The following is a 24,530-nucleotide window of genomic DNA, read 5'->3' on the forward strand; positions in this document are numbered from 1 at the left end:
ACCGGCCCCGCCCGCGTGGCGGGGCTTCCTGCAACCCTGAAGGAGAGTCCCCATGAGCCAAACCCTTGTCATCCGCGGTGGCACCGTGGTCAACGCCGACCGCGAACAGCGCGCCGATGTGCTGTGCGTGGATGGCCGCATCGTGGCCGTCGGGGAGGACGCGGCTGCGCAGGCCCCGGCAGGCGCGCAGACGCTGGACGCCAGCGGCCAGTACGTGCTGCCCGGCGGGATCGACCCGCACACCCACATGCAGCTGCCGTTCATGGGCACCGTCACCATGGACGACTTCTTCACCGGCACCGCCGCAGCCCTGGCGGGCGGCACCACCAGCATCATCGATTTCGTGATCCCCGACCCGCAGGAGCCCATCATGGATGCCTACCGCAAGTGGCGCGGCTGGGCCGAAAAATCCGCGGCCGATTACAGCTTCCACGTCGCCATCACCTGGTGGAGCGAGCAGGTGCGCGCCGACATGGGCACCCTGGTGCAGGAGGAGGGCGTGAACAGCTTCAAGCACTTCATGGCCTACAAGAACGCCATCATGTGCGACGACGAGACCCTGGTGAACAGCTTCAAGCGCGCGCTGGAGCTGGGGGCCATGCCCACGGTGCACGCCGAGAACGGCGAGCTGGTGTACCTGCTGCAGCAGGAGGTCGCCAAGATGGGCATCACCGGGCCCGAGGGCCACCCCCTGTCGCGCCCGCCCATGGTCGAGGCCGAGGCCGCCAACCGTGCCATCGCGATTGCTGACGTGCTGGGCGTGCCCATCTATGTGGTGCATGTGAGCTGCATGGAGTCGGCCGACGCCATTGCCCGCGCCCGCGCGCGCGGCCAGCGCGTGTACGGCGAGGTCCTGGCGGGGCACCTGCTGGTGGATGAGAGCGTGTACCGCGACCCCGACTTCGCCACGGCCGCCGCCTACGTGATGAGCCCGCCATTCCGCCCCAAGGGCCACCAGGAGGCCCTGTGGCGCGGCCTGCAGTCGGGCCAGCTGCACACCACCGCTACCGACCACTGCACCTTCTGCGCCGCGCAGAAGGCCATGGGGAAGGAAAGCTTTGCCAAGATCCCCAACGGCACGGGCGGCGTGGAGGAGCGCATGGCGGCCATCTGGGACGGCGGCGTCAACACCGGGCGCCTCACGCCCAGCGAGTTCGTGGCCATCACCTCGGCCAATGCCGCCAAGCTGTTCAACATCTACCCGCGCAAGGGCTTCATCGGCGAGGGCGCCGATGCCGACCTGGTGCTGTGGGACCCCGAGGGCACCAAGACCTTCTCGGCCAAGACCCAGCACAGCAAGGGCGACTTCAACATCTTCGAGGGTCGCACCGTGCGCGGCATCCCCAGCCACACGGTAAGCCAGGGCCGGGTGGTCTTTGCCAACGGAGACCTGCGCGCCGAGCAGGGCAAGGGCCGTTACCTCAAGCGCCCGGCCTTCGGTCCCCAGTTCCAGGCTGTGCAAAAGCGCGCCCAGGACCTGGCCCCCACCGCAGTCGCCCGCTAACCGATGGAGAGCACCATGGATACCAAAGTCAAGACCGACATCGACAGCCTGCGCATCAACGGCGAGCGCCTGTGGGATTCGCTCATGGAACTGGCGCAGATCGGCGCCACGCCCAAAGGCGGTGTGTGCCGCCTGACGCTGACCGACCTGGACAAGCAGGGCCGCGACCTGGTGACCCGCTGGGCACGCGAAGCGGGCATGAGCGTGACCATCGACCAGATCGGCAACGGCTTCATGCGCCGCCCCGGGCGCAACAACAGCCTGCCGCCCATCATGACCGGCAGCCATATCGACACCCAGCCCACGGGCGGCAAGTTCGACGGCAACTATGGCGTGCTGGCCGGCATCGAGGTGGTGCGCACCCTGAACGACCATGGCATCGAGACCGAGGCACCGATCGAGGTCGCCTTCTGGACCAATGAAGAGGGCTCGCGCTTCGTGCCGGTGATGATGGGCTCGGGCGTGTTCGCCAAAGCCTTCACGCTGGAGCATGCCTATGCCGCCACCGACACCGAGGGCAAGACCGTCAAGGGCGAGCTCGAACGCATCGGCTACATCGGTGACCAGGTGCCGGGCGACCACCCCATCGGCGCCTACTTCGAGACCCACATCGAGCAGGGCCCGGTGCTGGAGGACCACGACAAGACCATCGGCGTGGTGACCGGCGTGCTCGGCATCCGCTGGTACGACTGCACCGTCACCGGCATGGAGGCCCATGCCGGCCCTACGCCCATGGCCTTGCGCAAGGATGCGCTGCAGGTCGCCACTCACCTCATGCAGGAGGTGGTGGCCTGCGCCCACCGCCACCCGCCGCACGGGCGCGGCACGGTGGGCATGGTGCACGTGCACCCCAACAGCCGCAATGTCATCCCGGGCCAGGTCAAGTTCAGCATCGACCTGCGCAACGCCACCGATGCACTGTGCGAAAGCATGGACCAGGACATCCGCGCCGTGGCCGCCAAGCTCAGCGCCGACACGGGCCTGGCGATCAAGATCGAGCAGGTCTCGGCCTACCCGGCCCAGGTGTTCCATGCCGACTGCGTGGATGCCGTGGCGCGCGCTGCGGCCAAGCTGGGCTATTCCAACATGCCGGCCGTTTCCGGCGCGGGGCATGACGCGGTGTACATGGCGCGCCTGGCGCCCGCCGGCATGGTGTTCATCCCCTGCAAGGACGGCATCAGCCACAACGAGATCGAGGACGCCAAGCCCGAGCACATCACCGCGGGCTGCAATGTGCTGCTGCATGCGATGCTTGAGCGGGCGGGTACCTGATCCCACCCAATGCCCGCCGGCGTTGTGGCTGCGCGACACGCCAGGCGGGCTTTACATTTGCCACTTTTACTGAGGCTGGGGAAGCCGTCCTGGCGTCGCCGCTTTTGTGCATGCGGCCTTGCAGGCTGCTGCGCCTATCGTTCAAATATGACAAAGCCGTGACAGACCGGGGTTTTGATTAAAAATTGGGCAATGCGGGTGTATCTTCTGGTTACGTCTTGTTCCGTATCCTGAAAGAGAGCGCCCGTCCATGAAATTGCGAACCCGGATTCTTTGGCTGTGCGCGGCCACCCTGCTGGGCCTGGTCGTGCTGTCCGCCGTGGCCCTGACCACGTTGTACCAGTCGATGATGAAAGAGCGCACCGCACAGTTGTCCAACCTGGTGGTGCTGGCCCACGCTGCAGCGCAGAAGTCCTACGAGCAGGAAAAAGCCGGGGCGCTGTCGCGCGAGGACGCGCAGAAGCAGGCCCGCAGCAACATCGGCAGCTTTGTCGAGAAGGACAAGTATTTCTTCGTGCGCGGCTTCACCAACGACGTGAACTATGTGCACCCCAATCCCAAGCGCATCGGCATCGTCGATGAAAAGGGTGGCAAGGAAGCCGGCGTGCGCTACCGTGCCGCGCTGCAAGGCAAGACCATCGGCACCGTGATCGCCAAGGGCACGCGCCCGGGCGCCAAGGACGAGGTCGAAAAGCTCTACGCCATCATCAAGTTCGAGCCCTGGGACTGGACTATCGGCTTTGGCGACTACATCGACGACATTGACCAGGCCTTCTGGCGCAACACCGCCATCCTGCTGTCCATCGGCGCCGTGCTGATGCTCATCGTCGCGCTCATGGCCTGGCAGATGCTGCGCACGCTGGTGCACCAGCTCGGCGGCGAGCCCCAGTACGCAGCCGAGGTGGTCACCCAGATCGCCGAGGGCAACCTGGCCGTGGAGGTGGTCACCCTGCCGGGCGACGAGACGAGCATCCTGCATGCCATCCGCGCCATGCGCGACAACCTGGCCCACCTGGTCCGCCAGGTGCGCGACAGCACCGATTCGATCAACACCGCCTCGGCCGAGATCGCAGCCGGCAACGGCGACCTGTCGGGCCGCACCGAGTCGCAGGCCAGCGCGCTGCAGGAGACGGCAGCTTCCATGGAGCAACTGACCTCCACCGTGCAGCAGAACGCGGCCAACGCGCGCCGCGCCGACGAACTGGCACGCGCCGCCTCCGACATGGCGGTTCGCGGCGGCGACGTGGTGCAGCAGGTGGTCGGCACCATGGGCTCCATCGACCAGTCCTCGCGCAAGATCGTGGACATCATCAGCGTCATCGATGGCATCGCCTTCCAGACCAACATCCTGGCGCTCAACGCCGCGGTGGAAGCGGCGCGTGCCGGAGAGCAGGGTCGCGGCTTTGCCGTGGTGGCCAGCGAAGTGCGCAGCCTGGCGCAGCGCAGTGCCGCCGCCGCCAAGGAGATCAAGGGTCTGATCGACGATTCCGTGGCCAAGGTGGGCATGGGCACCCAGCTCGTGGAGCAGGCGGGGTCGACCATGCGCGATGTGGTCGAGGGCGTGAAGAACGTGACCACCATGGTCGCCGAGATCAGCGCCGCCAGCGGCGAGCAGAGCGCCGGCATCGCCCAGGTCAACCAGGCCATTTCGCAGATGGACCAGGGCACGCAGCAGAACGCCGCGCTGGTCGAGGAGGCCCTGGCGGCGGCCCAGTCGCTGAGCCAGCAGGCGGTGGCGTTGGCGCAGACCGTGGGGCAGTTCCGCGTGGCTTGATCCCGCTCGGGCCTTTACAGCGGCAGGGCTCGCCCTGCCTTTGTCGTTTCCAGGTGCTATGCGGGCTGGGCGGAGCCGGTGAGCCCCAGGAAGTGGTCCAGCATGTGGAAGTGGTCCTCGAAGAATGCCTCTTCCATGCTGGCCAATTCGCTGATCGGCGTCCATTGCACCTGCTGCGCATCGTCATCGGCCTGTACCTTGGGAAACGGGGCGCTGCCCAGGTCGAAGTAGTGCGCATGCGTGAGCGTGCGACCGCGCTGGCTGCGGTCCGGGTGGTCGAACACGGCCACGGCCTGCAGCGCGGCGCGCATGGTGGCCTCGGGCAGGTTGCAGTGGGTTTCTTCCACCAGCTCGCGCAGGCAGGACTGCCACACTGTCTCGCGCTGCTCGATGAAGCCGCCGGGCACGGCCAACTGGCCTTTGCCGGGGGCGTGGGCGCGGCGGATCAGCAGCACATGGTCCTGGCAGCGCAGCACGGCGTCCACCGTCACGAACACCGGCGGGTAGGGCGCTGCGGACCAGGCTTCGCGGTAGCGGCGCAGCATGCGCCATTCTTCCTGCAGCGCCGGGAAATGCGGCGTCTGGGCAAAGGCTTCGAGAAAAGCCAGGGTGCTGGCAGGCATCTCGCCCTGCAGATCCGCCAGGCCCGCACGCGCCGTGTCGGGCGTGGCGCCAAAGTAGGCGTCGCGGATGGCGGTGGCGTCGATGTTGCCCTGGCGCTCCATGTGGATCAGCTCCCATCCCGGGAAGGCGCTCAGGTAGCTGCTGGTCGCGTCCTTGAAATGGCCCACCAGGCCGATGCGGCCGGCCTCGGGTGCGATGCGGGCCACGCCCTCGAGCACGGCCTGTACCCATATGGCTTCGTTGTAGTAGTCGCGCACGGGCAGCACCTGGAGGCGGGCGCGGTCGGCCTCGGGCAGGGCCGCCCGCAGCATCTGTTCGCGCTCGGCGGCGGTGAAGGGGTTCTTGGGTGAGCGGGCCTGCCAGGCCGAGCCCATGACCACGATGACGTGGCGTGCGCTGTCCAGAGCACGTTGCAAAAGTGCCATGTGGCCCTGGTGGACCGGCTCGAAGCGGCCGATGTAAATGGCGGTGTCGTACATGGGGCTCTATTGGATCAGACGTAGCGGGCCGCTATCGGCATCTGCCGACCGCTGCCGAACGCACGGGCGCGCACGCGCACGATGGGTGGTGCCTGGCGGCGCTTGTATTCGTTGCGGGCGACCATCATACGCACCCGTTGAACCAGGGCGCGGCCATCGGCCTGCTGCTCCAGCTGCTGCAGGAAGGCGCGTGCGGCATCGTACTCTGAGGGGGCCAGGCGGTCGCCCTCGATCAGCAGCTTGAGCACTTCGTCCAGCACAGGATAGGGAGGCAGGCTGTCCACATCGCGCTGGCCGGGGGCCAGCTCGGCCGAGGGCTCCTTGCCGATGATGGCCTCGGGGATCAGTTCGCGCCCGGCGTGGTCGTTGATGTGGCGCGAAAGGGCGAACACCTCCGTCTTGTACAGGTCGCCGATCAGCCCCAGGCCGCCGTTGGTATCGCCGTACAGCGTGCAGTAGCCCACCGAGATTTCCGACTTGTTGCCCGTGGTGAGCAGCAGGTGCCCGAATGCGTTGGAATACTCCATGAGGATGGTGCCGCGGATGCGCGCCTGCAGGTTCTCGAGCGGCAGGCCCTGCAGCGCCTGGCCGAAGCTTGCCTCGAACTGCTGCGCATAGCCCGCCACCAGCTCGGCGATGGGATGGGTGTGCAGCCGCACGCCCAGTTTGCGGCACAGGGCCACCGAGTCGTCGACCGATCCGCTCGACGAAAAGCGCGAGGGCATGGTCACACCCACCACATTCTCGGGGCCCAGCGCCTGGGCGGCCAGCGCCAGGGTCAGGGCGCTGTCGATGCCGCCCGAACTGCCCACCACCACCTGCCTGAAGCCGCAGCGCCGGGCGTAGTCCGACAGGCCCAGCACGATCTGCTGGCGGTAGAACTCCATCGTGGGCAGGCCCTGCGCGGGCACGGGTTCGGGCTTGTCACCTTCGGCCGTGAGGAAGCGGCCGTTGTCGAACTGCAGGGTGCGCACGTCTTCCACGAAGCGCCGGGCCTCGAAGACGAGGCCGGCCTCGGGCTCCACCGCGAACGAGGCGCCGTCGAACACGATCTGGTCGTGCCCGCCGATCTGGTTCACGTACAGGATGGGCAGGCCGTTGCGGCGCGAGGCGTCGCCGAAGATCTGGTGGCGCTGCTCGCGCTTGGCGATGTGGCTGGGGCTGGCGTTGATGCTCACCACCAGATCGGGTGCGGCATCGCGCATGCGGTCGAAAGGGTTGGTAGCGTAGTCGGCGCCGCTGTCGTTCCAGCCGTCCTCGCAGATCAGCAGGCCCACCTGGGCATTGCCGATGCGCAGCACCTTAGCAACGTCGGGGCCTGGCTCGAAGTGGCGGCGTTCGTCGAAGATGTTGTAGGTGGGCAGGAGCTGCTTGGCGTAGCGCAGGCGCACCTCGCCGGCTTGCAGCACCAGCAGGCTGTTGTGCAGGCGTTTGCCGGGCCCTTGTGCGGGCGTGGGCGCACCCACCACCCAGTGCAGGCCTGGCAGCTCGGCCGATGCCTGCTGCAGCGCGGCCAGCCCGGCGGCCACGCGCTGCTGGAAGGCGCTTTCGTCGAGCATGTCGCCCGGGTAGTAGCCGCACAGCGCGAGTTCGGTGAAGACCACCAGATCGGCCTGCTCGCTGGCGGCCTGGCGCGCGGCAGCGACCATGCGCGTGACGTTGCCTTCAATGTCGCCGACGGTGAAGTTGAGTTGTGCAAGGGTGATGCGGAGCATGGAAATCCTCGGGATTGCTTACGCCTTCACGTTGAAGACCTGGCGGAGATAAGCAAGGAAGGTCTCATCGTCGCACAGCGTCTTGCCGGGCGTATCCGAGAGCTTGGCCACGGGCTGGCCGTTGGCGCGTGTGAGCTTCATCACGATGTTCAGTGGCGTCTGCCCCATGTCGTTGGTGAGATTGGTGCCGATGCCGAAGCCCAGTTGCGTGCGGTCGCCGAAGTGCTGGTACAGCGCCAGCGCGCGCGGCAGGTCCAGCCCGTCGGAGAACACCAGGCGCTTGGTGTGCGCGTCGATGCGCAGGCGCGCATAGTGGGCCAGGGCCTTCTCGCCCCAGGCCACCGGGTCGCCCGAGTCGTGGCGCAGGCCGTCGAACAGCTTGGCGAAGTACAGGTCGAAGTCGGCCAGGAAGGCGTCCATGCCCACGGTGTCGGTCAGCGCAATACCGAGGTCGCCCCGGTATTCCTTTACCCATTCTTCCAGCGCCGTGTTCTGGAAGTCGCGCAGCCGCACGCCCAGGGCCTGGTAGGTCTGCAGGTATTCGTGCGCCATGGTACCGATGGGCACCAGGCCCAGGTCGCGCGCCAGCAGCACGTTGGAAGTGCCCTTGAACCACTGCGGAGTTTCCTGGGCGAAGGCCTGCACCACCTCGCGCTGCCAGGCACCGCTGTAGCGGCGGCGCAGGCCGAAGTCGAACAGCTCGAAGGGGTGGCGGTGCGTGGCCTGCCGTGCCAGGTCCTTGAGCGTCTGTACCTTCATGGCGAGGCGCCTGCGCCCTTCGGCAAGCGCCGTAGCGGGGTCGAAGCGACGGAAGTACAACTCGTTGACGATGGCCAGCACGAAGATCTCGAAGCCCATCACATGCACCTGTGGGCCGCGCGCCACGATGTGCAGCTGACCGTCTTCGGCCGATGCCTCGATGAAGCCGCGCTGGAACTGGAAGATGCGCAGGAAGTCGATGAAATCGCTCTTGATGTAGCGCAGGGCGCCCACGTAGGCCAGTTCATCGGGCTTGAAGCGCAGCGTGCACAGGTGGTCGAGCTCTGCATTCACCTCTTCGAGCAACTCGGTGAGCGGGTAAGCGCTCTGGTTGCGGCAGACGAAACGGTATTCGCTCTGCGTCTGCGGGTGGCCGTGCAGCAGGGCCTGCCACATGGTGAACTTGTAGAGGTCGGTATCGAGCAGGCTGTGAATGACGTGGTCGGACATGGAAGCTCCTTAGAACGTGTTTACGATCTTTTCGCGGCTTCGAAAAGATCGTAAACACGTTCTAAAAATCGTCGGTGCTGCGGGCCAGTTGCACGCCTTGGGCGCGCATGGCATCGAGAAACGCGGTGTGCTGGGCCTCGAAGCCGCCCACGGGGCTCATGCAGTCGGTCAGCAAGGTGATGCGCGCAGGCGTCCAGCCCGGTTGCAATCGGGGCAGGTGCTGCACGATGTGCTCGGTGGTCGCGCGCACGCAGTGGCTGCTGGCCTCGCCGGCGATGAACAGCCGGTCGGCCGTGCCCAGGGCCGCCAGGAGGCGGGTGTTGAGGGCCGTGTCGGGGTCGTCCGCATCGGGCACCTCGGCCTCGATGGCGCTGTAGTGCTCGGTGAAGGGGTTGGTGCCCTTGAAGACATTGCGTACCGCGCGCTGGCGCTGCTGCTGCCATGCACCGCAGGCGTCCAGCACCTCGGCGTGCACGCCCTGGCCCCAGCTGCCGACCTCGCAGTGCACCGGCCACACCATCAGGGTATAGCGGCCTTGCTGCTCCAGCGTGTCGAGGTACTTCAAGGTTTTTGGCAGCAGGGCGCCGTTGCGGGGCGCGAAGGCGCCGGCGCGCACCTGCGCCGCAGTGATGGGGCTGAAGGCCGACACGGCCTGCCCGTCGGCCTGCTGCCAGTAGCCAGGGTGGGCGATGTCGAACTGCTGGTGCGAATCGAGGGTGATGGTGATGCCGTCCAGCACCGCGCCGTGGGCGCGGATGAAGGCTGCTGTTCGCTGCATGTCGGCATGGGCGCCCGCGACCGGCAGCGAGGGCGCCGTGCGCAGGCCCGTGGCCGGATTGGTGGGTTGCCACGCGATAGGCAGGTCGCAGAAGTCGTTTTGCGGGTCGATCACCAGAAGCTGGGTGCTTAGTGCCATGGCTCTTCTCCTTGTCGATTGCTGCAGTGTAAATCAGTTAATTTAATTATGCAACTAAGATGGTTGGCGCCAGGTGGAGGACTGGCGGGCAGGGCATGCATCGCCGGTGGGCCAGCGCCGCCGCTGCACCTGCCGGGCTTAATTCATTGGACCGCTTGGGAGAAATCTGGCACAAACGAAAACTTTGTGCCTTGCTGCAACGGACCTTGGGGGGCTGGAGTAGGCAGCACACGACCACGATGGGGTGCGCCGCTGGCTGCCAAGGTTTGCTTGCCATCCGTCACACATGCTGACTACATTCGGCTACGGGGGATATCCATGTCATTGCGGCTCAAATTCAATCTGGTGCTGGCCTGCGTGCTGCTGGTGGCGGCGGCAGGCACGGGCCTGTACGTGCACCGCTTCCTGCAGAAAGCGGCGATCGAGGAGGTGCAGCACAACTCGCAGCTCATGATGCATGCGGCCATGGCCATCCGCGACTACACCACCGAGCTGGTCAAGCCGCACCTGGACGTGACGCTGGCGGAGCAGTTCCTGCCGCAGACGGTGCCGGCCTATGCGGCCACCGAAACGCTGCGCCGGCTGCAGAGCCGCTTTCCGGGCTATGAATACAAGGAGGCGGTTCTCAACCCCACCAACCTGCGCGACCGGGCCAACGAGTGGGAGGAGCGCATCGTCAAGGACTTCCGCGAGGGCCGGGCCGACCTCAAGAAGGAAGTCACGGGCGAAGTGGGGGAGGGCATGCACCGCACGCTGTACGTGGCACGCCCCATCACCATCAAGCAGACGCAGTGCCTGGCTTGCCACAGCACGCCCACTGCTGCGCCGCCCACCATGCTCAAGATCTACGGCGACAAGAACGGCTTTGGCTGGAAGATGGATGAGACCATTGGCATCCAGGTGGTGCGGGTGCCCATGTTCTACCCGCTGGAGAAGGCGCGCACAACCTTCAACACCGTGATGACGGCCTTGGCCGGCAGTTTTCTGCTGCTGTTCGCGGTGCTGAACCTGTCGCTGTCCTCGTTGGTGATTGAGCCCATGGCGCGCCTGAACCGCAAGCTCGAAGACCTGGCCACCAAGGACTTCCTGACCGACCTGGTCAACCGCCGCAAGTTCTTCGAGCGGCTGGAAACCGAGATGGCCGACACGCGCATCAAGAAGAGCAGCCTGTCGGTCGTGATGTTCGACATCGACTTCTTCAAGCGCATCAACGACACTTTCGGGCACGATTCGGGCGACGTGGTGCTCAAGGCCACCGCCCTGCGGGTGCGCGAGTTGCTGCGTTCTTCCGACTGCGCGGCGCGTTTTGGTGGCGAGGAATTCATCCTGCTGCTCAAGGAAACGCCGGTGGACGCCGCCATGGCCATGGCAGAAGCGGTGCGCGCGCGCATCGCCAGCGTGCCGTTTGATGCGGTGGGCCATGTGAGCGCCAGCTTCGGCGTGGCCACCTGGAACCAGGTGGAAGATGCGCACGCGCTGATCAAGCGCGCCGACACGGCGCTGTACGTGGCCAAGTCGAGCGGCCGCAACTGTGTGGTGCAGGCCAAGGACGCGGTCTGAACCTGCCGCCTGCAACGCCACGGAACGGTCAGGCCGTGGCAGCCTTGGCCTCGTCGTAGTCGGTCAGGTAGTCGCGGGCCAAAGAAGTCTTCTGCTTGTCCGTCAGCAGCTTGCCGGCCATCTGGAAGAAGCGATGTTCTTCTTCCTTGAGGTGGTGCTCCACCTTTTCGGCCAGTTTTTTCGCCAGGGGCAGCCAGGCAGGGGTGGCAGGGTCAGCCTTTTCCAGTGATTCCACCAGCTCATCGATCTGGTGGTGCTCCGAAATCGCGTGGCGCGACAGGTCCATGCCGGCGTCTAGCTGCATCAGCGGTGCATAGAAGTTGCGGTCTTCGGCCAGTTCATGGGCTGCCAGCTCGGTCTTGAGCTGCGTGAACAATTCATGCCGCTCGGGCGTATCGCCACTGGTCTCGGTCAGGCGGCGGTACAAATCGCGCTGGAGCTCGTGGCTTTCGCGCAGGGCTTCGAAGATGTTCGGGTCGCTCATGGTGCAAGTCCCCGGGCTCTTATTTCAGTGCCTTGCGTGCGGCGCCCACGCCGATGGCGGCCAGCACCACGAACAGGATGGCCAGCACCAGGAACAGCACGAACAGGACCTTGGCAATGCCGGCAGCGCCTGCCGCCACGCCGGTGAAGCCCAGGGCGCCGGCGACCAGCGAGATCAGGGCAAAGATGATGGCGTACTTGAGCATGGTGGTTCCTTGCAGTGGATGCAGCGGTGGCTGCGGAAGGGTGTGACTGAACGATACCGGGGTGCCCAGGGTGGATTCGTCGGCTGGGAGGGAGTGAGGATGTAGGAGGGCGCCGATGCTGCTGCCTGGCAGTGGGTTTGCCTGCATGGGAATGAAAAAAGCCGCAGCGCGGAGCGCTGCGGCTTTTGATGAATGGGTTGCGCTGGTCGCGCGGAGGGCTTACCGCCCTGCTGCTGCACGCAGTGCCGCCGCTTTGGCGCGACCCTTTGGGCCTTCACATCGCTGCGCGATATGAGCCTGCGCCGAAGAACTGCCAAACCGCGCTGGCCGCGCGGCAGGCCTTACAGCCCGGCTGCGGCACGCAGTGCCGCAGCCTTGTCAGTTCTTTCCCAGGTGAACTCGGGCTCTTCGCGGCCGAAGTGGCCGTAGGCGGCGGTCTTTTCGTAGATCGGGCGCAGCAGGTCCAGCATCTGGATGATGCCCTTGGGGCGCAGGTCGAAGTGTTCCTGCACCAGTGCGGCGATATTGTCGTCGGGGATCACGCCCGTGCCTTCGGTGTAGACGGTCACGTTCATGGGGCGGGCCACGCCGATGGCGTAGGCCACCTGGATCTGGCACTGGCGTGCCAGGCCGGCGGCGACGATGTTCTTGGCCACGTAGCGGGCGGCATAGGCGGCCGAGCGGTCCACCTTCGTTGGATCCTTGCCGCTGAAGGCACCACCGCCGTGGGGGCAGGCACCACCGTAGGTGTCGACGATGATCTTGCGACCGGTCAGGCCGCAATCGCCTTGCGGGCCGCCGATGACGAAACGGCCGGTGGGGTTGATCAGGTACTTGGTGTCCTTGAGCCACTCGCTGGGCAGCACGGGCTTGATGATCTCTTCGATCACGGCCTCAACGAAGCTCTTCTTCATCGTCTTGGCGGTTTCGCTCTGGTCGGGGTGGTGCTGGGTGGAGAGCACCACGGTGTCGATGCTGTGGGGCTTGCCGTCCACGTAGCGCATGGTGACCTGGCTCTTGGCATCGGGGCGCAGGAAAGGCAGGCGGCCGTCCTTGCGCAGCTGGGCCTGGCGTTCCACGAGGCGGTGGGCGTAGTAGATCGGCGCGGGCATCAGCTCAGGCGTCTCGTCGCAGGCGTAGCCGAACATCAGGCCCTGGTCGCCGGCACCGGTGTTCAGGTGGTCGTCGCTGGCCTGGTCCACGCCCTGGGCGATGTCGTTCGACTGCTTGTCGTAGGCCACCAGCACGGCGCAGCCCTTGTAGTCGATGCCGTAGTCGGTGTTGTCGTAGCCGATGCGCTTGATGGTGTCGCGCGCCACCTGGATGTAGTCCACATGGGCGTTGGTCGTGATTTCGCCCGCCAGCACCACCAGGCCGGTGTTGGTCAGCGTTTCGGCGGCGACGCGGCTGCGCGGGTCCTGCTTGAAGATGGCATCGAGGATCGCGTCCGAGATCTGGTCGGCCACCTTGTCGGGGTGGCCTTCCGAGACGGATTCCGATGTGAAGAGAAAGTCGTTCGCCATTTGAATAAACTCCTGTGTTCCGGCATTTGGGGCGTTGCCCTCACCCCGAAGGAGCTTTGGCGAACGCTTTAGCAGAAATATTTAACGTCGCCCTGCAAGTTGCTCATTTAACTCAGCGACCCCGTCATTTTAATGCCATCTTTGTTCCGTCTGTTTTCCGTGTTTCCACTGTGGCTGCTCCATGGCCTGGGCGCAGCCATGGGCTGGGTGGCATTTCTGGCCTCTCCGATCTACCGCGGCCGCTTTCGCGCCAATGCCGCGCTGGCCGGTTACCGTTTTGGTGAGGTGAGCGCCGCCATCGGCCATGCGGGCCGCATGGTGGCCGAGCTGCCGCGCCTGTGGCTGGGGGCACCGCTGCCGTTTCGCATCGAGGGCGGTGCCTGCGTGGAGGCGGCCTACGCCCAGGGCCGTGGCATCCTGTACCTGACGCCGCACCTGGGCTGTTTCGAGTTCTCGGCCCAGGCAGCCGCGCAGCGCTGGAGTGCCGAGCATGGCCCGATCACCGTGCTTTACCGTCCTGCGCGTCAGCCCTGGCTGGCCAAGGTGATGGAGACGGCGCGCAACCGGCCCGGCATGCTGGCCGTGCCGACCAATCTTTCGGGCGTTCGCCAGATGATCAAGGCGCTGCGCCGGGGCGAGGCCGTGGGCCTGCTGCCCGACCAGGTACCGCCCCACGGGCAAGGCCAGTGGAGCCCTTTCTTCGGCAAGGATGCCTACACCATGACGCTGGCCGTGCGCCTGGCCCACCAGACGGGGGCGGCCGTGGTCCTGGTGCGCTGCGAACGCCTTTCCTGGGGCCGTGGCTACGTGGTGCATTTCGAACCCCTTCCCGCCGCGCCGCTGGCGCAAGACCCCGACACCGCATTGCTGCAGATCAACCAGGCCATGGAACATTTGATACGACAGTCGCCCGACCAGTACCTGTGGGGCTACGGCCGCTACAAGGAACCCCGTGGGGAGGCTGTAGCCCCTGCTGTCGGAGAGGGCGCATGACGGGCCGTCTCGGGGTGTGGTTCATGCGCGTGCTGGCCTTGCTGCCCCTGCGCGTGCTGCGGGGCATGGGCTGGCTGATCGGCCAGGCGCTGTACCTGCTGGCGGCGCCGCGGCGCAGGGTGACGCTGCGCAACCTGGAGTTGTGCTTCCCGGAGTTCACCGAGGCCCAGCGTCGCCGGTGGGCGCGCGAAAGTTTTGTCGGCTTTTGCCAGACCTGGCTGGACCGCAGCTGGCTGTGGTTCGCGCCGCGCGAGACGGTGCTCCAGCGCGTGAAGCTGCTGGGTGCGCTGGACGAATTGCTGGGCGATACCCCCACCATCATTTTTGCCCCGCATTTCTATGGCATGGACGCGGGGGGATCGGCCCTCACCCTGCACACCGACCGGGCCTTCACCTCCATCTTCACGCCGCAGCCCGACCCGGCGGTGGACATGTGGATCCGCAACGGGCGCCAGCGCTTTGGCAACGTGCGCATGCTCAACCGGGGCGATGGCGTCAAGCCTATCCTGAGCGGTCTGCGCAAGGGCGGCCTCTTGTACCTGCTGCCCGACATGGATTTCGGGCGCAACGATTCGCTGTTCGTGCCGTTCTACGGGGTCACCGCGGCCACCGTGCCCTCGCTCTCGCGCTTTGCCCGGCTGGGCCGAGCCAAGGTGATCTCCATGGTCACGCGCATCACGCCCACAGGCTATGTGGCCGAGATCTCGCCAGCCTGGCCCAACTACCCTACCGAGGATGCCGAGGCCGATACGGCCTTGATGAACCGCAACCTGCAGTCGTACATCGACGTGTCGCCGGGGCAGTACTACTGGGTGCACAAGCGCTTCAAGACACGTCCCGAGGGCGACCCTTCCATGTACTGAGCGCTGAGTCAGCCCGCGCCCAGAAAGCGCGCCAGCGCGCTTTTCACGCGCTCGGGCTGCTCGTGCACCACCCAGTGGGAGGCACCTTCCACGCGGTCGATCTGCAACCGGGGAATCCAGTCTCCCAGGCCATCGAGCAGGCCGGGCAGCAGGGCGGGGTCCTGCATGGCCCAGACCACCAGGGTGGGCAGCGCAATGGTCAGCATGCTGTCGGGCAAGCTGATGCTGGCGATGGTGTTGTCTTCGCCGCGCGGCGGGCGCAAAGGGCTGGCTCGGTAGTAATTGCAGGCGCCCGTCAGGCCCTGCTGCCACAGGGCGCGGTACTGGGCGCGCATCTCTTCGGTCAGCCAGGCGGGCGCGCGGCCCTCGGGATCGTCGAAGAAGGCGAACAGGCGCGCAAAGTCGTTCTCGGCCAGCAAGGCCTCGGCGTCGGGCCTGCACAGGAAATGCATGTACTGGCTGTTGGCCTGTTGCGCCGGGTTGTGCTGCAGCTCTCGCAGAAAGGTGCCGGGGTGCGGCGAATTGACAATGGCCAGCCGCTTCATGAGCTGCGGCTGCTGGTTGGCCAGGTTCCAGGCCACGGCGCCGCCCCAGTCGTGGGCCACCAGGCATTCCAGCGGCTGGCCGGGGCTCACGGCCGCGACCAGGGCGACCAGGTCCTGCACCAGGTATTTGGCCCGGTAGGCCTCTACCTCGGCGGGGCTGCTGGACTGGCCGAACCCGCGCAGGTAAGGTGCCAGGCAGTGGTAGCCACCATGCTCAGGCCGGGCGAAATGGGCCAGCAGGGTGTCCCAGATGAAGGCACCTTCGGGAAAGCCGTGCAGGAACAGCAGGACCGGCCGGCCGGCGGTGCCGCTTTCGCGGCACTGCAGGGTGGTGCCATGGGGCAGGGTGATGGTGCGGGTCTGGATCATGGTGCTGTTGCTATCATTGGTGTAGCAGCCAGCGCGCATGGGCCCGACGCTGCTGCTCAGTCTTCCTCGGGTTCCTGGGCGTCGGCGCTGGCAGCGTCGGGCACAGGGTTCGCATCGCCGGCGGCCGGCTCGGCACCCGGCACCGGGTGGGCCCATTGCCACAGCAACTGGGCCACCTCGTCCACGCCCTGTTTCTTCAGGGCCGAGAACATCTTCACCTCGCCACCGCCAGCATGCAGTCGCGTAATCGACAGCACCTTGGCCTGCTCGGCCCGCGTGAGCTTGTCGGCCTTGGTGAGCACGATGAGGAATTTGAGCCCTTCTTCAACGCGGGGGCGCACCACTTCAAGCAGGGCTTCGTCGAGTTCGGTGAGGCCCAGGCGCGGGTCGCACAGCAGCACGATGCCCGTGAGGCCGGGGCGGCTGACCAGGTAATTGACCATGACCTGCTGCCAGCGCACCTTGTCCGAGCGCGAGACGGCGGCATAGCCATAGCCGGGCAAGTCGGCCAGCACGGCGTCCATCACGCCCTGTTTTCCCAGAGAGAACAGGTTGATGTGCTGGGTGCGGCCGGGTTTCTTGGAGGCGAATGCGAGCTGTTTTTGCTGGGTCAGCGTGTTGATGCAGGTGGATTTTCCGGCATTGGAACGGCCCACGAAGGCAATCTCCGGCACCGTGATGGGGGGCAGGTGGTGCAGTTGCGCCGCCGTGGTGAGGAATCTGGCCGTGTGCATCCAACCCATGGCGATCTTGGCGTCGGGTGCGGGCGGAAGAGAGCCAGCAACTGGCGCGATAGGGGTGGTCGTCATGAGTACTTGAGATGCGAGTGGGGCCTCATTGTAGAATCGCGGAGATTTGCGCACATAAACACACAGACCCTCGATATGAAGTTGCTCGCCTCTATGCTGATGGCTGCCGTGCTGGCAGCACCTGCTTTTCCGGCCTTTTCCGCGGGCGAGACACCCGCTGCGCCGCCCAAGGCGGCAGCCAAGCCTGACCTGGTCAAGGGCGAGGCGAGCTTCACCGCGGTGTGCGCTGCCTGCCACGGCGCAGACGGCAACTCGGCCATCGCGGCCAACCCCAAGCTGTCGCAGCAGCACCCCGAGTACCTGGTCAAGCAGCTGCAGGAGTTCAAGTCGGGCAAGCGCAACGACCCGGTGATGAAGGGCTTTGCCATGGCCCTGTCGGACGAGGACATGAAGAACATCGCGTACTGGGTGACTTCCAAGGCGGCCAAGCCCGGCTTCGCCAAGGACAAGGCCCTGGTCTCGCTGGGCGAGCGCATCTACCGCGGCGGCATTGCCGATCGCAATATCGCGGCCTGCGCTGGCTGCCACAGCCCCAACGGTGCCGGCATTCCAGCCCAGTACCCGCGCCTGTCCGGCCAGCACGCCGACTACACGGCCACGCAGCTCGTCGCTTTCCGCGATGGCAAGCGCGCCAACAGCCTGCAGATGACCCAGGTGGCTGCCAAGCTGAACGACCGCGAAATCAAGGCCGTGGCGGACTACATCGCCGGCCTGCGCTGATTGACTGATCCCCATCAAGTGCGGCCCGCATAGCACGGGCTGTACGGAACCAACCGCCAAGAACAAACCCAAAAAGGGCGGGTCCATCGAACCGATGGTCCCGTCCTTTTTTATTTGCGGGCCTAGCGTCCCCTCCCCCATGTCTGACAACACCCAGGGCGTTAGCGTCCAGTACGGCTCCAAGGCCCTGCGCGCAGGGATCGAGTTGCTGTCCTCGATGCGGTTCGCGATCTCGCTGCTGACGGTGATCTGCATCGCTTCGGTGATCGGCACCGTGCTCAAGCAGCACGAGCCTGCGGCGAACTACGTCAACCAGTTCGGTCCCTTCTGGGCCACCCTGTTTGGCGCCATCCAGCTCAATGCGGTGTACAGCGCCTGGTGGTTCCTGCTGATCCTGGCGTTCCTGGTGCTGAGCACCTCGCTGTGCATTGCACGCAACACGCCCAAGATCCTTGTGGACCTGCGCGTCTACAAGGAAAATATCCGCGAGCAGAGCCTCAAGGCCTTTCACCACAAGGCCGAGGCCGAGCTGCCCGAAGGCGCCGAGGCCGAGGCGAAACGCATCGGTACCCTGCTGGCCGGCGGTGGCTGGAAGGTGCGCCTACAGCAGCGCGACACCCCGGCGGGTGCCGGCACGGGCTGGATGGTGGCGGCCAAGGCGGGCGCGGCCAACAAGATCGGCTACATCGCGGCGCACAGCGCCATCGTGCTGGTGTGCGTGGGCGGGTTGCTCGATGGCGACCTGATCGTGCGTGCGCAGATGCTGCTGGGCGGCAAGACGCCGTATGCCGGTGGCGGCCTGATTGCCGACGTGAAGTCCGAGCACCGCCTGTCCGAGCGCAACCCCACCTTCCGCGGCAACCTGCTGGTGGCCGAGGGCACGCAGTCGAGCATCGCACTGCTCAACCAGTCCGACGGCGTGCTGCTGCAGGAGCTGCCGTTTGCCATCGAACTCAAGAAGTTCATCGTGGAGCACTATTCCACGGGCATGCCCAAGCTGTTTGCCAGTGAGATCATCATCCACGACAAGGCCACGGGTGAGAAGACGCCGGCCCGGGTGGAGGTGAACCACCCGGCCAGCTACAAGGGCGTGGAGATCTACCAGTCGAGTTTCGACGACGGCGGCTCGCACCTCAAGCTGCGCGCCGTGCCCATGGCGCTGGGAGCCAAGGCCTTCGATGTAGAGGGCGTGGTCGGGGATTCGACCCAGCTGACCAACAAGGGCGGCATGCCGGGCAGCGATGTGATGACCCTGGAATTCACGGCGCTGCGCACCATCAACGTCGAGAATTTCGGCGGTGCCGGGCCTGGCGCCAGCGGGGTGGATGTGCGCAAGGTGGATTTGCGCGAGGCGGTGGAGTCGCGCCTGGGCGCGGCCAACAAGACCGTGACCAAGAAGGAACTGCGCAACGTGGGCCCGAGCGTGAGCTACAAGCTGCGCGATGCAGCAGGCCAGGCGCGCGAGTTCCACAACTACATGCTGCCCGTGGACACGGGTGATGGCGTGCCGGTGTACCTGCTCGGTGTGCGCGAAATGCCGGCGGACCCGTTCCGCTACCTGCGCATACCGATCGACGACCAGGGCAGCATGGAAGGCTTCCTGCGCCTGCGCAACGCCCTGGCCGACCCGGCGGCGCGCGAGCAGGCGGTGCGCAGTTATGTAGCGCAAGCCATCGACCCGTCGCGCCCCGACGTGGGCGAGCAGTTGGCACAGTCGGCGATGCGCGCGCTGACCTTGTTTGCCGGCAATGGCATGGTCGATGGCAAGCCCACGGGCGGGCTGCAGGCGATCTCCGACTTCATGGAGGCCAACGTGCCCGAGGCCGAGCGCGGCCGGGCCGGCGAGGTGCTGATCCGCATCCTGAACGGCAGCCTGTTCGAGCTGGCGCAGCTGTCGCGCAAGAAAGCCGGCCTGGAGCCTTTGGCTCCGGACGACAAGACGCGCGGTTTCATGACCCAGGCCGTGCTGTCGCTGAGCGACGCACAGATCTACCCGGCACCCGTTGCCTTCGAACTCAAGGACTTCACCCAGGTGCAGGCCAGCGTGTTCCAGGTGGCGCGCGCCCCGGGCCGGAACATCGTCTACCTGGGCTGTGCCTTGCTCATTCTGGGCGTTTTTGCGATGCTCTACATCCGCGAGCGCCGCATCTGGGTCTGGGTAGCACCGCAGGATGGCAGGACACATGCCACCATGGCCTTGTCGAGCAACCGCAAGACCATGGACGGAGACAACGAGTTCGTAGCACTCGCAGAAAAACTGATCGGGGCCAAGCCCCTGCAAGGCAACCCATGAACACGGCCACCCGCAACACCACGATCACCCTGAACGAGGGGTATTTTTCGCGCCGCAACTGGCTGGACTGGGCATTTGCCGCCATCGTGGCGGCCGGCGGCCTGTTTGCGCTGCAGCGCTATGGCAGCTTCATGGATGGCTACGAGAAGGGCATTCTGCTGGGCACGATTCCCAGTGCCATCTGGCTGGGCTGGTTCTGGCGCCCGTTGCGCACCCTGATGCTGGTGGTGTCCGCGGTGGCGCTGATGGCGATCGGGCTGTACCAGGTCGATGGTGCCGGCAGCCTGGCGCGGGCCGACACGGTGTTCGGCCTCAAGTATTTTCTGTCCAGCCAATCGGCCATCCTGTGGATGAGCGTGCTGTTCTTCATGAGCACGGCGTTCTACTGGATCGGCATGTTCGCGCGCGGCGAGGGGCATGCGATGAACCTCATCGGCTCGCGCCTGGCCTGGGTCGCGGTGGGCATGGCGCTGATCGGCACCCTGGTGCGCTGGTACGAGAGCTACCTGATCGGACCGGACATCGGCCACATCCCGGTGAGCAACCTGTATGAGGTGTTCGTGCTGTTCTGCTGGATGACGGCAGCCTTCTACCTGTACTACGAGGCGCAGTACAAGACGCGCGCGCTGGGTGGCTTCGTGATGCTGGTGGTGAGCGCGGCGGTGGGCTTTCTGCTCTGGTACACGGTGGTACGCGAGGCGCACGAGATCCAGCCCCTGGTACCCGCGCTCAAGAGCTGGTGGATGAAGCTGCATGTGCCGGCCAACTTCATCGGCTACGGCACCTTTGCGCTGTCGGCCATGGTGGCCTTCGCCTACCTGATCAAGCAGCAGGCCACCGAGACGCGCTGGTACAAGCTGGCGCCGCTGTGGCTGTTGGGCGTGGTGCTGTGCTTCGAGCCCATCGTGTTCCGCCAGGGTGCCACCGAGAACGGCGGCGGTTACTGGATGGTGTACTTCGGCATTTCGGCGCTGATCGTGGCGGGCATCCTGTTCGGACGCAAGCGCATCGCAGAGCGCCTGCCTTCGTTCGAGATCCTGGACGATGTGATGTACAAGGCCATTGCCGTGGGCTTCGCGTTCTTCACCATTGCCACCGTGCTGGGCGCCCTGTGGGCGGCCGAGGCCTGGGGCGGCTACTGGAGCTGGGATCCCAAGGAGACCTGGGCGCTGATCGTCTGGCTCAACTACGCGGCCTGGCTGCACATGCGCCTCATGAAGGGCTTGCGCGGCACCGTGTCGGCCTGGTGGGCGCTGGTGGGCTTGGCGGTCACGACCTTCGCCTTCCTCGGGGTCAACATGTTCCTGAGCGGACTGCACAGCTACGGCACGCTGTAGGACAGGAGTGCGAGGGCAGGGGCATGGGGCGCCGGTACTGCAAAGATTGCATCCGCGGTGTAACCTGATCCGTATCTGGAACGAACTACGGGTAGTACCGCTCTACCCGTGGACGCATCCCCTACTGCCTGACCGGAGCCCTTATGCCTTTCCATTCCCGCCATTCGGGTTTCAACCACCCGCTTTCTTCCGAGATCACGCCGCGCGCCGCCTATGAAGGACGCCGCGACATGCTGCGCCTGATGGCCGGGGGTGCCGCAGGCGCCGCCCTGGCCGCCTGGGCCGGGCGCGAGGCCCTGGCGCAGGCGGCCGCTGGCGTGACGCCTCGGCCGGGCAAGCTGGCAGCGCTGCCGGGTGCCAAGTCGACCGTGGCGGGTGCGGTGTCGTTGGAAAAGCTGACCGACTACAAGGACGCCAGCACCTACAACAACTTCTACGAGTTCGGCACCGACAAGGCCGATCCGGCGCGCAATGCCCACACGCTCAAGACATTGCCCTGGACGGTGGAGGTCGAGGGCATGGTGAAGAAGCCGGGCAAGTACGGCATCGAGGACTTGGTCAAGCTCAGCGCCCAGGAAGAGCGCATCTACCGCCTGCGCTGCGTGGAGGGCTGGTCCATGGTGATCCCCTGGGTGGGCTATTCGCTGGCCGAACTCATCAAGCGGGTGGAGCCGCAGGGCAGCGCCAAGTACGTGGAGTTCGTGACCCTGGCCGACAAGGCCACCATGCCCTTCGTGGGTTCGCGCGTGCTGGACTGGCCCTATGTGGAAGGCCTGCGCATGGACGAGGCCATGCACCCGCTGACCCTGCTGGCCTTTGGCATGTACGGCGAGGTGCTGCCCAACCAGAACGGAGCGCCCGTGCGCCTGGTGGTGCCATGGAAGTACGGCTTCAAGAGCGCCAAGAGCATCGTCAAGATCCGCTTCACCGACAAGGAGCCGGGCACGGCCTGGAACAAGGCGGCGCAGCAGGAGTACGGCTTTTATTCCAACGTGAACCCCAATGTGGACCATCCGCGCTGGAGCCAGGCGACCGAGCGGCGCATCGGCGAGGATGGTCTGTTCGCCAAGAAGCGCAAGACGTTGATGTTCAACGGCTATGAGGCGCAGGTGGGCCAGCTGTACGCGGGCATGGACCTCAAGAAGTTCTACTGACCTCACAGCCGGGCCTGCCGCCGTGCGCAAACTGCTGCTCCACTCCTTGGCCAAGCCGGTGGTCTTTGTGCTGTGCCTGCTGCCGCTGGCATGGCTTGTCTATGCTGCGCTGTCCAACCAGTTGGGTGCCAACCCTGCCGAGGCGCTGATCCGATCCACCGGTGACTGGACGCTGCGCGCTCTGTGCCTGGTGCTCGCAGTGACGCCGCTGCGGGTCGTGACGGCCACGCCGCAGCTGGCGCGCTTTCGGCGCATGCTGGGCTTGTTCGTGTTCTTCTACGCCCTGCTGCACCTGCTGGGCTATGGCTGGTTCGACATGGGTTTCGAAGTGGCCGACATCGCAGTGGACATCGCCAAGCGGCCATTCATCCTGGTGGGCTTTGCGGCCTTCGTGCTGCTGCTGCTCATGGCGGCCACCTCCTTCAACCGTGCGATCCGCGCGCTGGGCGCCAAACGCTGGCAGACGCTGCACCGCACGGTGTATGCCGTGGCGGGCCTGGCGCTGCTGCACTTTTTCTGGATGCGCGCGGGCAAGAACGATTTTGGCGAGGTGGCGGTGTATGCGGCTATCCTGTCCCTGCTGCTGGGCTGGCGGGTGTGGCAGGCCGCGCGCAGGCGGGCGGTGAAGGCGGGCTCCGCCGCCGCCGCGTCGCGCTGAACCCGTGCTTCGTCGTCAGCCCACGGTGCGCAGGGCGGGGCGCATCTGGCGCGTCACAGGGTCGATATGGGCCGTGGGGACCTGGTAGGCGCGGTCGTCAAAGAGGTCGATGCCGCACATCAGGTTCTCGATCCAGTCGAAGAAGTCGTGGATGGCCCGCTTGCCGAGGATGGGTGCGCCGTGCTGCGGAACGAGCATGGAGATATCGAGCTGCCGTGCCATGCGCACCCACAAGCGCAGGATCTTGTTGGACACCATGTAGCGCCGGTGGAAGCCTTCCATGCGGGGAATGTGTGCAGCCAAGTCCGTGACGGGGATTCTGGCCTCGCTGCCTGACATCATCGAAACCGCCAGGTCGCCGGTGAACAGGATGCGGCTCACCGGGTCGTAGAAGTGGAAGTTGCCCTCCGAGTGCAGGAAGTGCGCGGGCAGCAGCACCAGCTCGTTGCGTCCCAGCGGCAGGTGGCCGCCACTGTCGGGCACGCCGATCACGCGGTTCTCGGTCTTGCCGACCTTGGTGAAGTGGGGCGCGAAACGCTCCCAGACGCGCGAGATCACCAGCGATGCCTTGGTGCTGGTCATCCAGCGGTCCAGCGAGGCAATGATGTCCGGATCGGCATGCGAGGCGATCAGGTAGGACAGCTTGTGCGGCGCGAAGTGCTTGGTCATGCCGATGAACAGCTCATTGAACGCGAGGTTGCCACCCGGGTCGATGATGGCGCCGGTGTCGTCGTCCACGATCAGGAACTGGTTGGCCTGCACTGCCTGCCCATCCTCCTCGATCAGGTCGGTGAACATCAAGCAGGCGTGGTTCTTGTCTCGGTACAGTTCGATGGCCATGGCAATGCTGCGGTGCTAAAGCCGCGACTGTAGGCCGGCGTTGCCGGGCACTGCTTGATGGAGATCAAGCGGTGGGCAATCAGGGGCTCCTCCGGGAGGGAGCCGAAAGGTCAGCGTGCCGTGGAGGCAGGCGCCTGGGGGGGCGACGTGGCTGTAGAAGGTGCCGCTCCCGGCGTGAGCGTTTCGGGCAAGGTGGCGCGCTGGGCGGCCGCGGGGCCGGAGGGCAGGTACAGCGGGCCGCGTTGGCCGCATCCTGCAAGGGCTGCCGCACTGGCAGCAAGGACAACGGTCCTGACTAGAATTTGGAATGCTTTCAACATGCGCAAATTGTAATGACTGACCTTGAATTCCAGGACCATGCCGAGAAACTGCTGGCGGCTGTCGAGCGCAGTTGCGATGAACTCAACGACACGACGGACGCGGACATCGACAACCAGCGCTCGGGCGGGATGATCACGCTGAGCTTTGCCAACCGCAGTCAAATCGTCATCAACCTTCAAAAGCCGCTGCACGAGGTGTGGATGGCTGCCAAGTCGGGCGGCTACCACTACAAGTTCGATGGCTCGACCTGGCGGGATACCAAGGGAGGCGGTGAGTTCTTCGCGCGCCTGACCGAGGATGCGCGGACGCAGTCGGGGATGCCGCTGGTCTTCTCGGCCTGACAGGCCATCGGGCAAAAGACAA

The 24,530-nt window shown here is 65.7% G+C and carries 23 protein-coding genes; 12 read left to right on the forward strand and 11 right to left on the reverse strand.

Features of this window, described 5'->3' with window-relative positions; translation table 11 throughout:
- Positions 1–52: 52 nt before the first annotated feature.
- From hydA to AC07X5_RS20855, 3 genes are all read left to right on the forward strand, one after another.
- Entirely contained in the window at positions 53–1,504 is a 1,452-nt protein-coding gene (hydA, locus tag AC07X5_RS20845; RefSeq protein WP_494771678.1) for a dihydropyrimidinase, read from the forward strand.
- 15 nt (positions 1,505–1,519) lie between these two features.
- A complete protein-coding gene (locus AC07X5_RS20850) occupies positions 1,520–2,776 on the forward strand; it encodes a Zn-dependent hydrolase (protein ID WP_409955812.1) in 1,257 nt (418 codons plus the stop codon).
- A 250-nt stretch (positions 2,777–3,026) separates the two neighbouring features.
- On the forward strand, positions 3,027–4,550 hold the full coding sequence (locus AC07X5_RS20855; protein WP_494771679.1) for a methyl-accepting chemotaxis protein: 1,524 nt from the start codon (positions 3,027–3,029) through the stop codon (positions 4,548–4,550).
- Between the two features lie 56 nt (positions 4,551–4,606).
- Here AC07X5_RS20855 and AC07X5_RS20860 read toward each other — a convergent pair whose 3' ends face one another.
- The 4 genes from AC07X5_RS20860 to AC07X5_RS20875 form a co-directional block, all read right to left on the reverse strand.
- Entirely contained in the window at positions 4,607–5,653 is a 1,047-nt protein-coding gene (locus tag AC07X5_RS20860) for a bifunctional nicotinamide-nucleotide adenylyltransferase/Nudix hydroxylase (protein WP_494771680.1), read from the reverse strand.
- Positions 5,654–5,667: 14 nt separating this feature from the next.
- A complete protein-coding gene (locus AC07X5_RS20865) occupies positions 5,668–7,368 on the reverse strand; it encodes an NAD+ synthase (RefSeq protein ID WP_494771681.1) in 1,701 nt (566 codons plus the stop codon).
- A gap of 18 nt (positions 7,369–7,386) precedes the next feature.
- Complete coding sequence (gene pncB / locus AC07X5_RS20870) at positions 7,387–8,577, reverse strand: nicotinate phosphoribosyltransferase (protein ID WP_494771682.1); 1,191 nt, start codon at positions 8,575–8,577, stop codon at positions 7,387–7,389.
- A 61-nt stretch (positions 8,578–8,638) separates the two neighbouring features.
- Positions 8,639–9,493 carry a cysteine hydrolase family protein gene (locus tag AC07X5_RS20875; protein WP_494771683.1) on the reverse strand — a complete coding sequence of 285 codons (855 nt, stop codon included), beginning with the start codon at positions 9,491–9,493 and terminating at the stop codon, positions 8,639–8,641.
- 318 nt (positions 9,494–9,811) lie between these two features.
- On the opposite strand from AC07X5_RS20875, the gene AC07X5_RS20880 reads away from it, so the two are divergent.
- Positions 9,812–11,053 carry a diguanylate cyclase gene (locus AC07X5_RS20880; protein ID WP_494771684.1) on the forward strand — a complete coding sequence of 414 codons (1,242 nt, stop codon included), beginning with the start codon at positions 9,812–9,814 and terminating at the stop codon, positions 11,051–11,053.
- Positions 11,054–11,081: 28 nt separating this feature from the next.
- Here the strand turns inward: AC07X5_RS20880 and AC07X5_RS20885 are convergent, their stop codons facing one another.
- From AC07X5_RS20885 to metK, 3 genes are all read right to left on the reverse strand, one after another.
- Positions 11,082–11,537, reverse strand: coding sequence for a hemerythrin domain-containing protein (locus AC07X5_RS20885; RefSeq protein WP_494771685.1), 456 nt, complete (start codon positions 11,535–11,537; stop codon positions 11,082–11,084).
- A gap of 19 nt (positions 11,538–11,556) precedes the next feature.
- Positions 11,557–11,742, reverse strand: coding sequence for a DUF1328 domain-containing protein (locus tag AC07X5_RS20890; RefSeq protein ID WP_494771686.1), 186 nt, complete (start codon positions 11,740–11,742; stop codon positions 11,557–11,559).
- Between the two features lie 341 nt (positions 11,743–12,083).
- On the reverse strand, positions 12,084–13,265 hold the full coding sequence (metK, locus tag AC07X5_RS20895; protein WP_494771687.1) for a methionine adenosyltransferase: 1,182 nt from the start codon (positions 13,263–13,265) through the stop codon (positions 12,084–12,086).
- A gap of 132 nt (positions 13,266–13,397) precedes the next feature.
- Between metK and AC07X5_RS20900 the strand changes: the two genes are divergently transcribed.
- Complete coding sequence (locus tag AC07X5_RS20900; RefSeq protein ID WP_494771688.1) at positions 13,398–14,258, forward strand: lysophospholipid acyltransferase family protein; 861 nt, start codon at positions 13,398–13,400, stop codon at positions 14,256–14,258.
- A complete protein-coding gene (locus tag AC07X5_RS20905) occupies positions 14,255–15,121 on the forward strand; it encodes a lysophospholipid acyltransferase family protein (RefSeq protein ID WP_409960410.1) in 867 nt (288 codons plus the stop codon). Before AC07X5_RS20900 ends, AC07X5_RS20905 begins: the two co-directional genes overlap by 4 nt.
- 8 nt (positions 15,122–15,129) lie before the next feature.
- On the opposite strand, the gene AC07X5_RS20910 is transcribed toward AC07X5_RS20905, so the two are convergent.
- Together AC07X5_RS20910 and yihA are read right to left on the reverse strand one after the other, a co-directional pair.
- Positions 15,130–16,035 (reverse strand): alpha/beta fold hydrolase, encoded by a 906-nt coding sequence (locus AC07X5_RS20910; RefSeq protein ID WP_494771689.1) that lies wholly within the window; start codon positions 16,033–16,035, stop codon positions 15,130–15,132.
- A gap of 56 nt (positions 16,036–16,091) precedes the next feature.
- Positions 16,092–16,844 carry a ribosome biogenesis GTP-binding protein YihA/YsxC gene (gene yihA, locus AC07X5_RS20915; protein WP_494771690.1) on the reverse strand — a complete coding sequence of 251 codons (753 nt, stop codon included), beginning with the start codon at positions 16,842–16,844 and terminating at the stop codon, positions 16,092–16,094.
- Positions 16,845–16,919: 75 nt separating this feature from the next.
- Here yihA and AC07X5_RS20920 point away from each other — a divergent pair, with 75 nt between their 5' ends.
- From AC07X5_RS20920 to msrQ, 5 genes are all read left to right on the forward strand, one after another.
- A complete protein-coding gene (locus AC07X5_RS20920; protein WP_409960407.1) occupies positions 16,920–17,564 on the forward strand; it encodes a c-type cytochrome in 645 nt (214 codons plus the stop codon).
- A 139-nt stretch (positions 17,565–17,703) separates the two neighbouring features.
- On the forward strand, positions 17,704–19,857 hold the full coding sequence (locus AC07X5_RS20925) for a cytochrome c biogenesis protein ResB (RefSeq protein ID WP_494771691.1): 2,154 nt from the start codon (positions 17,704–17,706) through the stop codon (positions 19,855–19,857).
- Positions 19,854–21,194 carry a c-type cytochrome biogenesis protein CcsB gene (gene ccsB, locus AC07X5_RS20930; protein ID WP_494771692.1) on the forward strand — a complete coding sequence of 447 codons (1,341 nt, stop codon included), beginning with the start codon at positions 19,854–19,856 and terminating at the stop codon, positions 21,192–21,194. The genes AC07X5_RS20925 and ccsB overlap by 4 nt, the downstream gene beginning before the upstream one ends.
- Before the next feature lie 143 nt (positions 21,195–21,337).
- Positions 21,338–22,348 (forward strand): protein-methionine-sulfoxide reductase catalytic subunit MsrP, encoded by a 1,011-nt coding sequence (msrP, locus tag AC07X5_RS20935; protein ID WP_494771693.1) that lies wholly within the window; start codon positions 21,338–21,340, stop codon positions 22,346–22,348.
- A 22-nt stretch (positions 22,349–22,370) separates the two neighbouring features.
- Positions 22,371–23,006 (forward strand): protein-methionine-sulfoxide reductase heme-binding subunit MsrQ, encoded by a 636-nt coding sequence (gene msrQ, locus AC07X5_RS20940; RefSeq protein ID WP_409960403.1) that lies wholly within the window; start codon positions 22,371–22,373, stop codon positions 23,004–23,006.
- Between the two features lie 15 nt (positions 23,007–23,021).
- Here the strand turns inward: msrQ and AC07X5_RS20945 are convergent, their stop codons facing one another.
- On the reverse strand, positions 23,022–23,846 hold the full coding sequence (locus AC07X5_RS20945; RefSeq protein WP_494771694.1) for an oxygen-binding di-iron domain-containing protein: 825 nt from the start codon (positions 23,844–23,846) through the stop codon (positions 23,022–23,024).
- A 110-nt stretch (positions 23,847–23,956) separates the two neighbouring features.
- A complete protein-coding gene (gene lptM, locus AC07X5_RS20950; protein ID WP_494771695.1) occupies positions 23,957–24,205 on the reverse strand; it encodes an LPS translocon maturation chaperone LptM in 249 nt (82 codons plus the stop codon).
- On the opposite strand from lptM, the gene cyaY reads away from it, so the two are divergent.
- Positions 24,179–24,508 carry an iron donor protein CyaY gene (cyaY, locus tag AC07X5_RS20955; RefSeq protein ID WP_494771696.1) on the forward strand — a complete coding sequence of 110 codons (330 nt, stop codon included), beginning with the start codon at positions 24,179–24,181 and terminating at the stop codon, positions 24,506–24,508. The two genes, lptM and cyaY, sit on opposite strands and share 27 nt — an antisense overlap.
- Positions 24,509–24,530 lie beyond the last annotated feature (22 nt).

Source organism: Acidovorax sp. GW458-11-26-14-TSB4 (assembly GCF_059423865.1).

Excerpts from the sequence above, each read along its gene's own strand:
- msrP (WP_494771693.1), top strand. The coding sequence starts at position 21,338 with ATGCCTTTCCATTCCCGCCATTCGGGTTTCAACCACCCGCTTTCTTCC.
- AC07X5_RS20905 (WP_409960410.1), top strand. The coding sequence starts at position 14,255 with ATGACGGGCCGTCTCGGGGTGTGGTTCATGCGCGTGCTGGCCTTGCTG.
- AC07X5_RS20925 (WP_494771691.1), top strand. The coding sequence starts at position 17,704 with ATGTCTGACAACACCCAGGGCGTTAGCGTCCAGTACGGCTCCAAGGCC.
- metK (WP_494771687.1), bottom strand. The coding sequence starts at position 13,265 with ATGGCGAACGACTTTCTCTTCACATCGGAATCCGTCTCGGAAGGCCAC.
- AC07X5_RS20945 (WP_494771694.1), bottom strand. The coding sequence starts at position 23,846 with ATGGCCATCGAACTGTACCGAGACAAGAACCACGCCTGCTTGATGTTC.
- ccsB (WP_494771692.1), top strand. The coding sequence starts at position 19,854 with ATGAACACGGCCACCCGCAACACCACGATCACCCTGAACGAGGGGTAT.
- AC07X5_RS20855 (WP_494771679.1), top strand. The coding sequence starts at position 3,027 with ATGAAATTGCGAACCCGGATTCTTTGGCTGTGCGCGGCCACCCTGCTG.
- AC07X5_RS20865 (WP_494771681.1), bottom strand. The coding sequence starts at position 7,368 with ATGCTCCGCATCACCCTTGCACAACTCAACTTCACCGTCGGCGACATT.
- AC07X5_RS20910 (WP_494771689.1), bottom strand. The coding sequence starts at position 16,035 with ATGATCCAGACCCGCACCATCACCCTGCCCCATGGCACCACCCTGCAG.
- pncB (WP_494771682.1), bottom strand. The coding sequence starts at position 8,577 with ATGTCCGACCACGTCATTCACAGCCTGCTCGATACCGACCTCTACAAG.
- yihA (WP_494771690.1), bottom strand. The coding sequence starts at position 16,844 with ATGACGACCACCCCTATCGCGCCAGTTGCTGGCTCTCTTCCGCCCGCA.
- AC07X5_RS20880 (WP_494771684.1), top strand. The coding sequence starts at position 9,812 with ATGTCATTGCGGCTCAAATTCAATCTGGTGCTGGCCTGCGTGCTGCTG.
- AC07X5_RS20860 (WP_494771680.1), bottom strand. The coding sequence starts at position 5,653 with ATGTACGACACCGCCATTTACATCGGCCGCTTCGAGCCGGTCCACCAG.
- AC07X5_RS20885 (WP_494771685.1), bottom strand. The coding sequence starts at position 11,537 with ATGAGCGACCCGAACATCTTCGAAGCCCTGCGCGAAAGCCACGAGCTC.
- lptM (WP_494771695.1), bottom strand. The coding sequence starts at position 24,205 with ATGGTCCTGGAATTCAAGGTCAGTCATTACAATTTGCGCATGTTGAAA.
- hydA (WP_494771678.1), top strand. The coding sequence starts at position 53 with ATGAGCCAAACCCTTGTCATCCGCGGTGGCACCGTGGTCAACGCCGAC.
- AC07X5_RS20890 (WP_494771686.1), bottom strand. The coding sequence starts at position 11,742 with ATGCTCAAGTACGCCATCATCTTTGCCCTGATCTCGCTGGTCGCCGGC.
- AC07X5_RS20900 (WP_494771688.1), top strand. The coding sequence starts at position 13,398 with ATGCCATCTTTGTTCCGTCTGTTTTCCGTGTTTCCACTGTGGCTGCTC.
- AC07X5_RS20875 (WP_494771683.1), bottom strand. The coding sequence starts at position 9,493 with ATGGCACTAAGCACCCAGCTTCTGGTGATCGACCCGCAAAACGACTTC.
- AC07X5_RS20850 (WP_409955812.1), top strand. The coding sequence starts at position 1,520 with ATGGATACCAAAGTCAAGACCGACATCGACAGCCTGCGCATCAACGGC.
- AC07X5_RS20920 (WP_409960407.1), top strand. The coding sequence starts at position 16,920 with ATGAAGTTGCTCGCCTCTATGCTGATGGCTGCCGTGCTGGCAGCACCT.
- cyaY (WP_494771696.1), top strand. The coding sequence starts at position 24,179 with ATGACTGACCTTGAATTCCAGGACCATGCCGAGAAACTGCTGGCGGCT.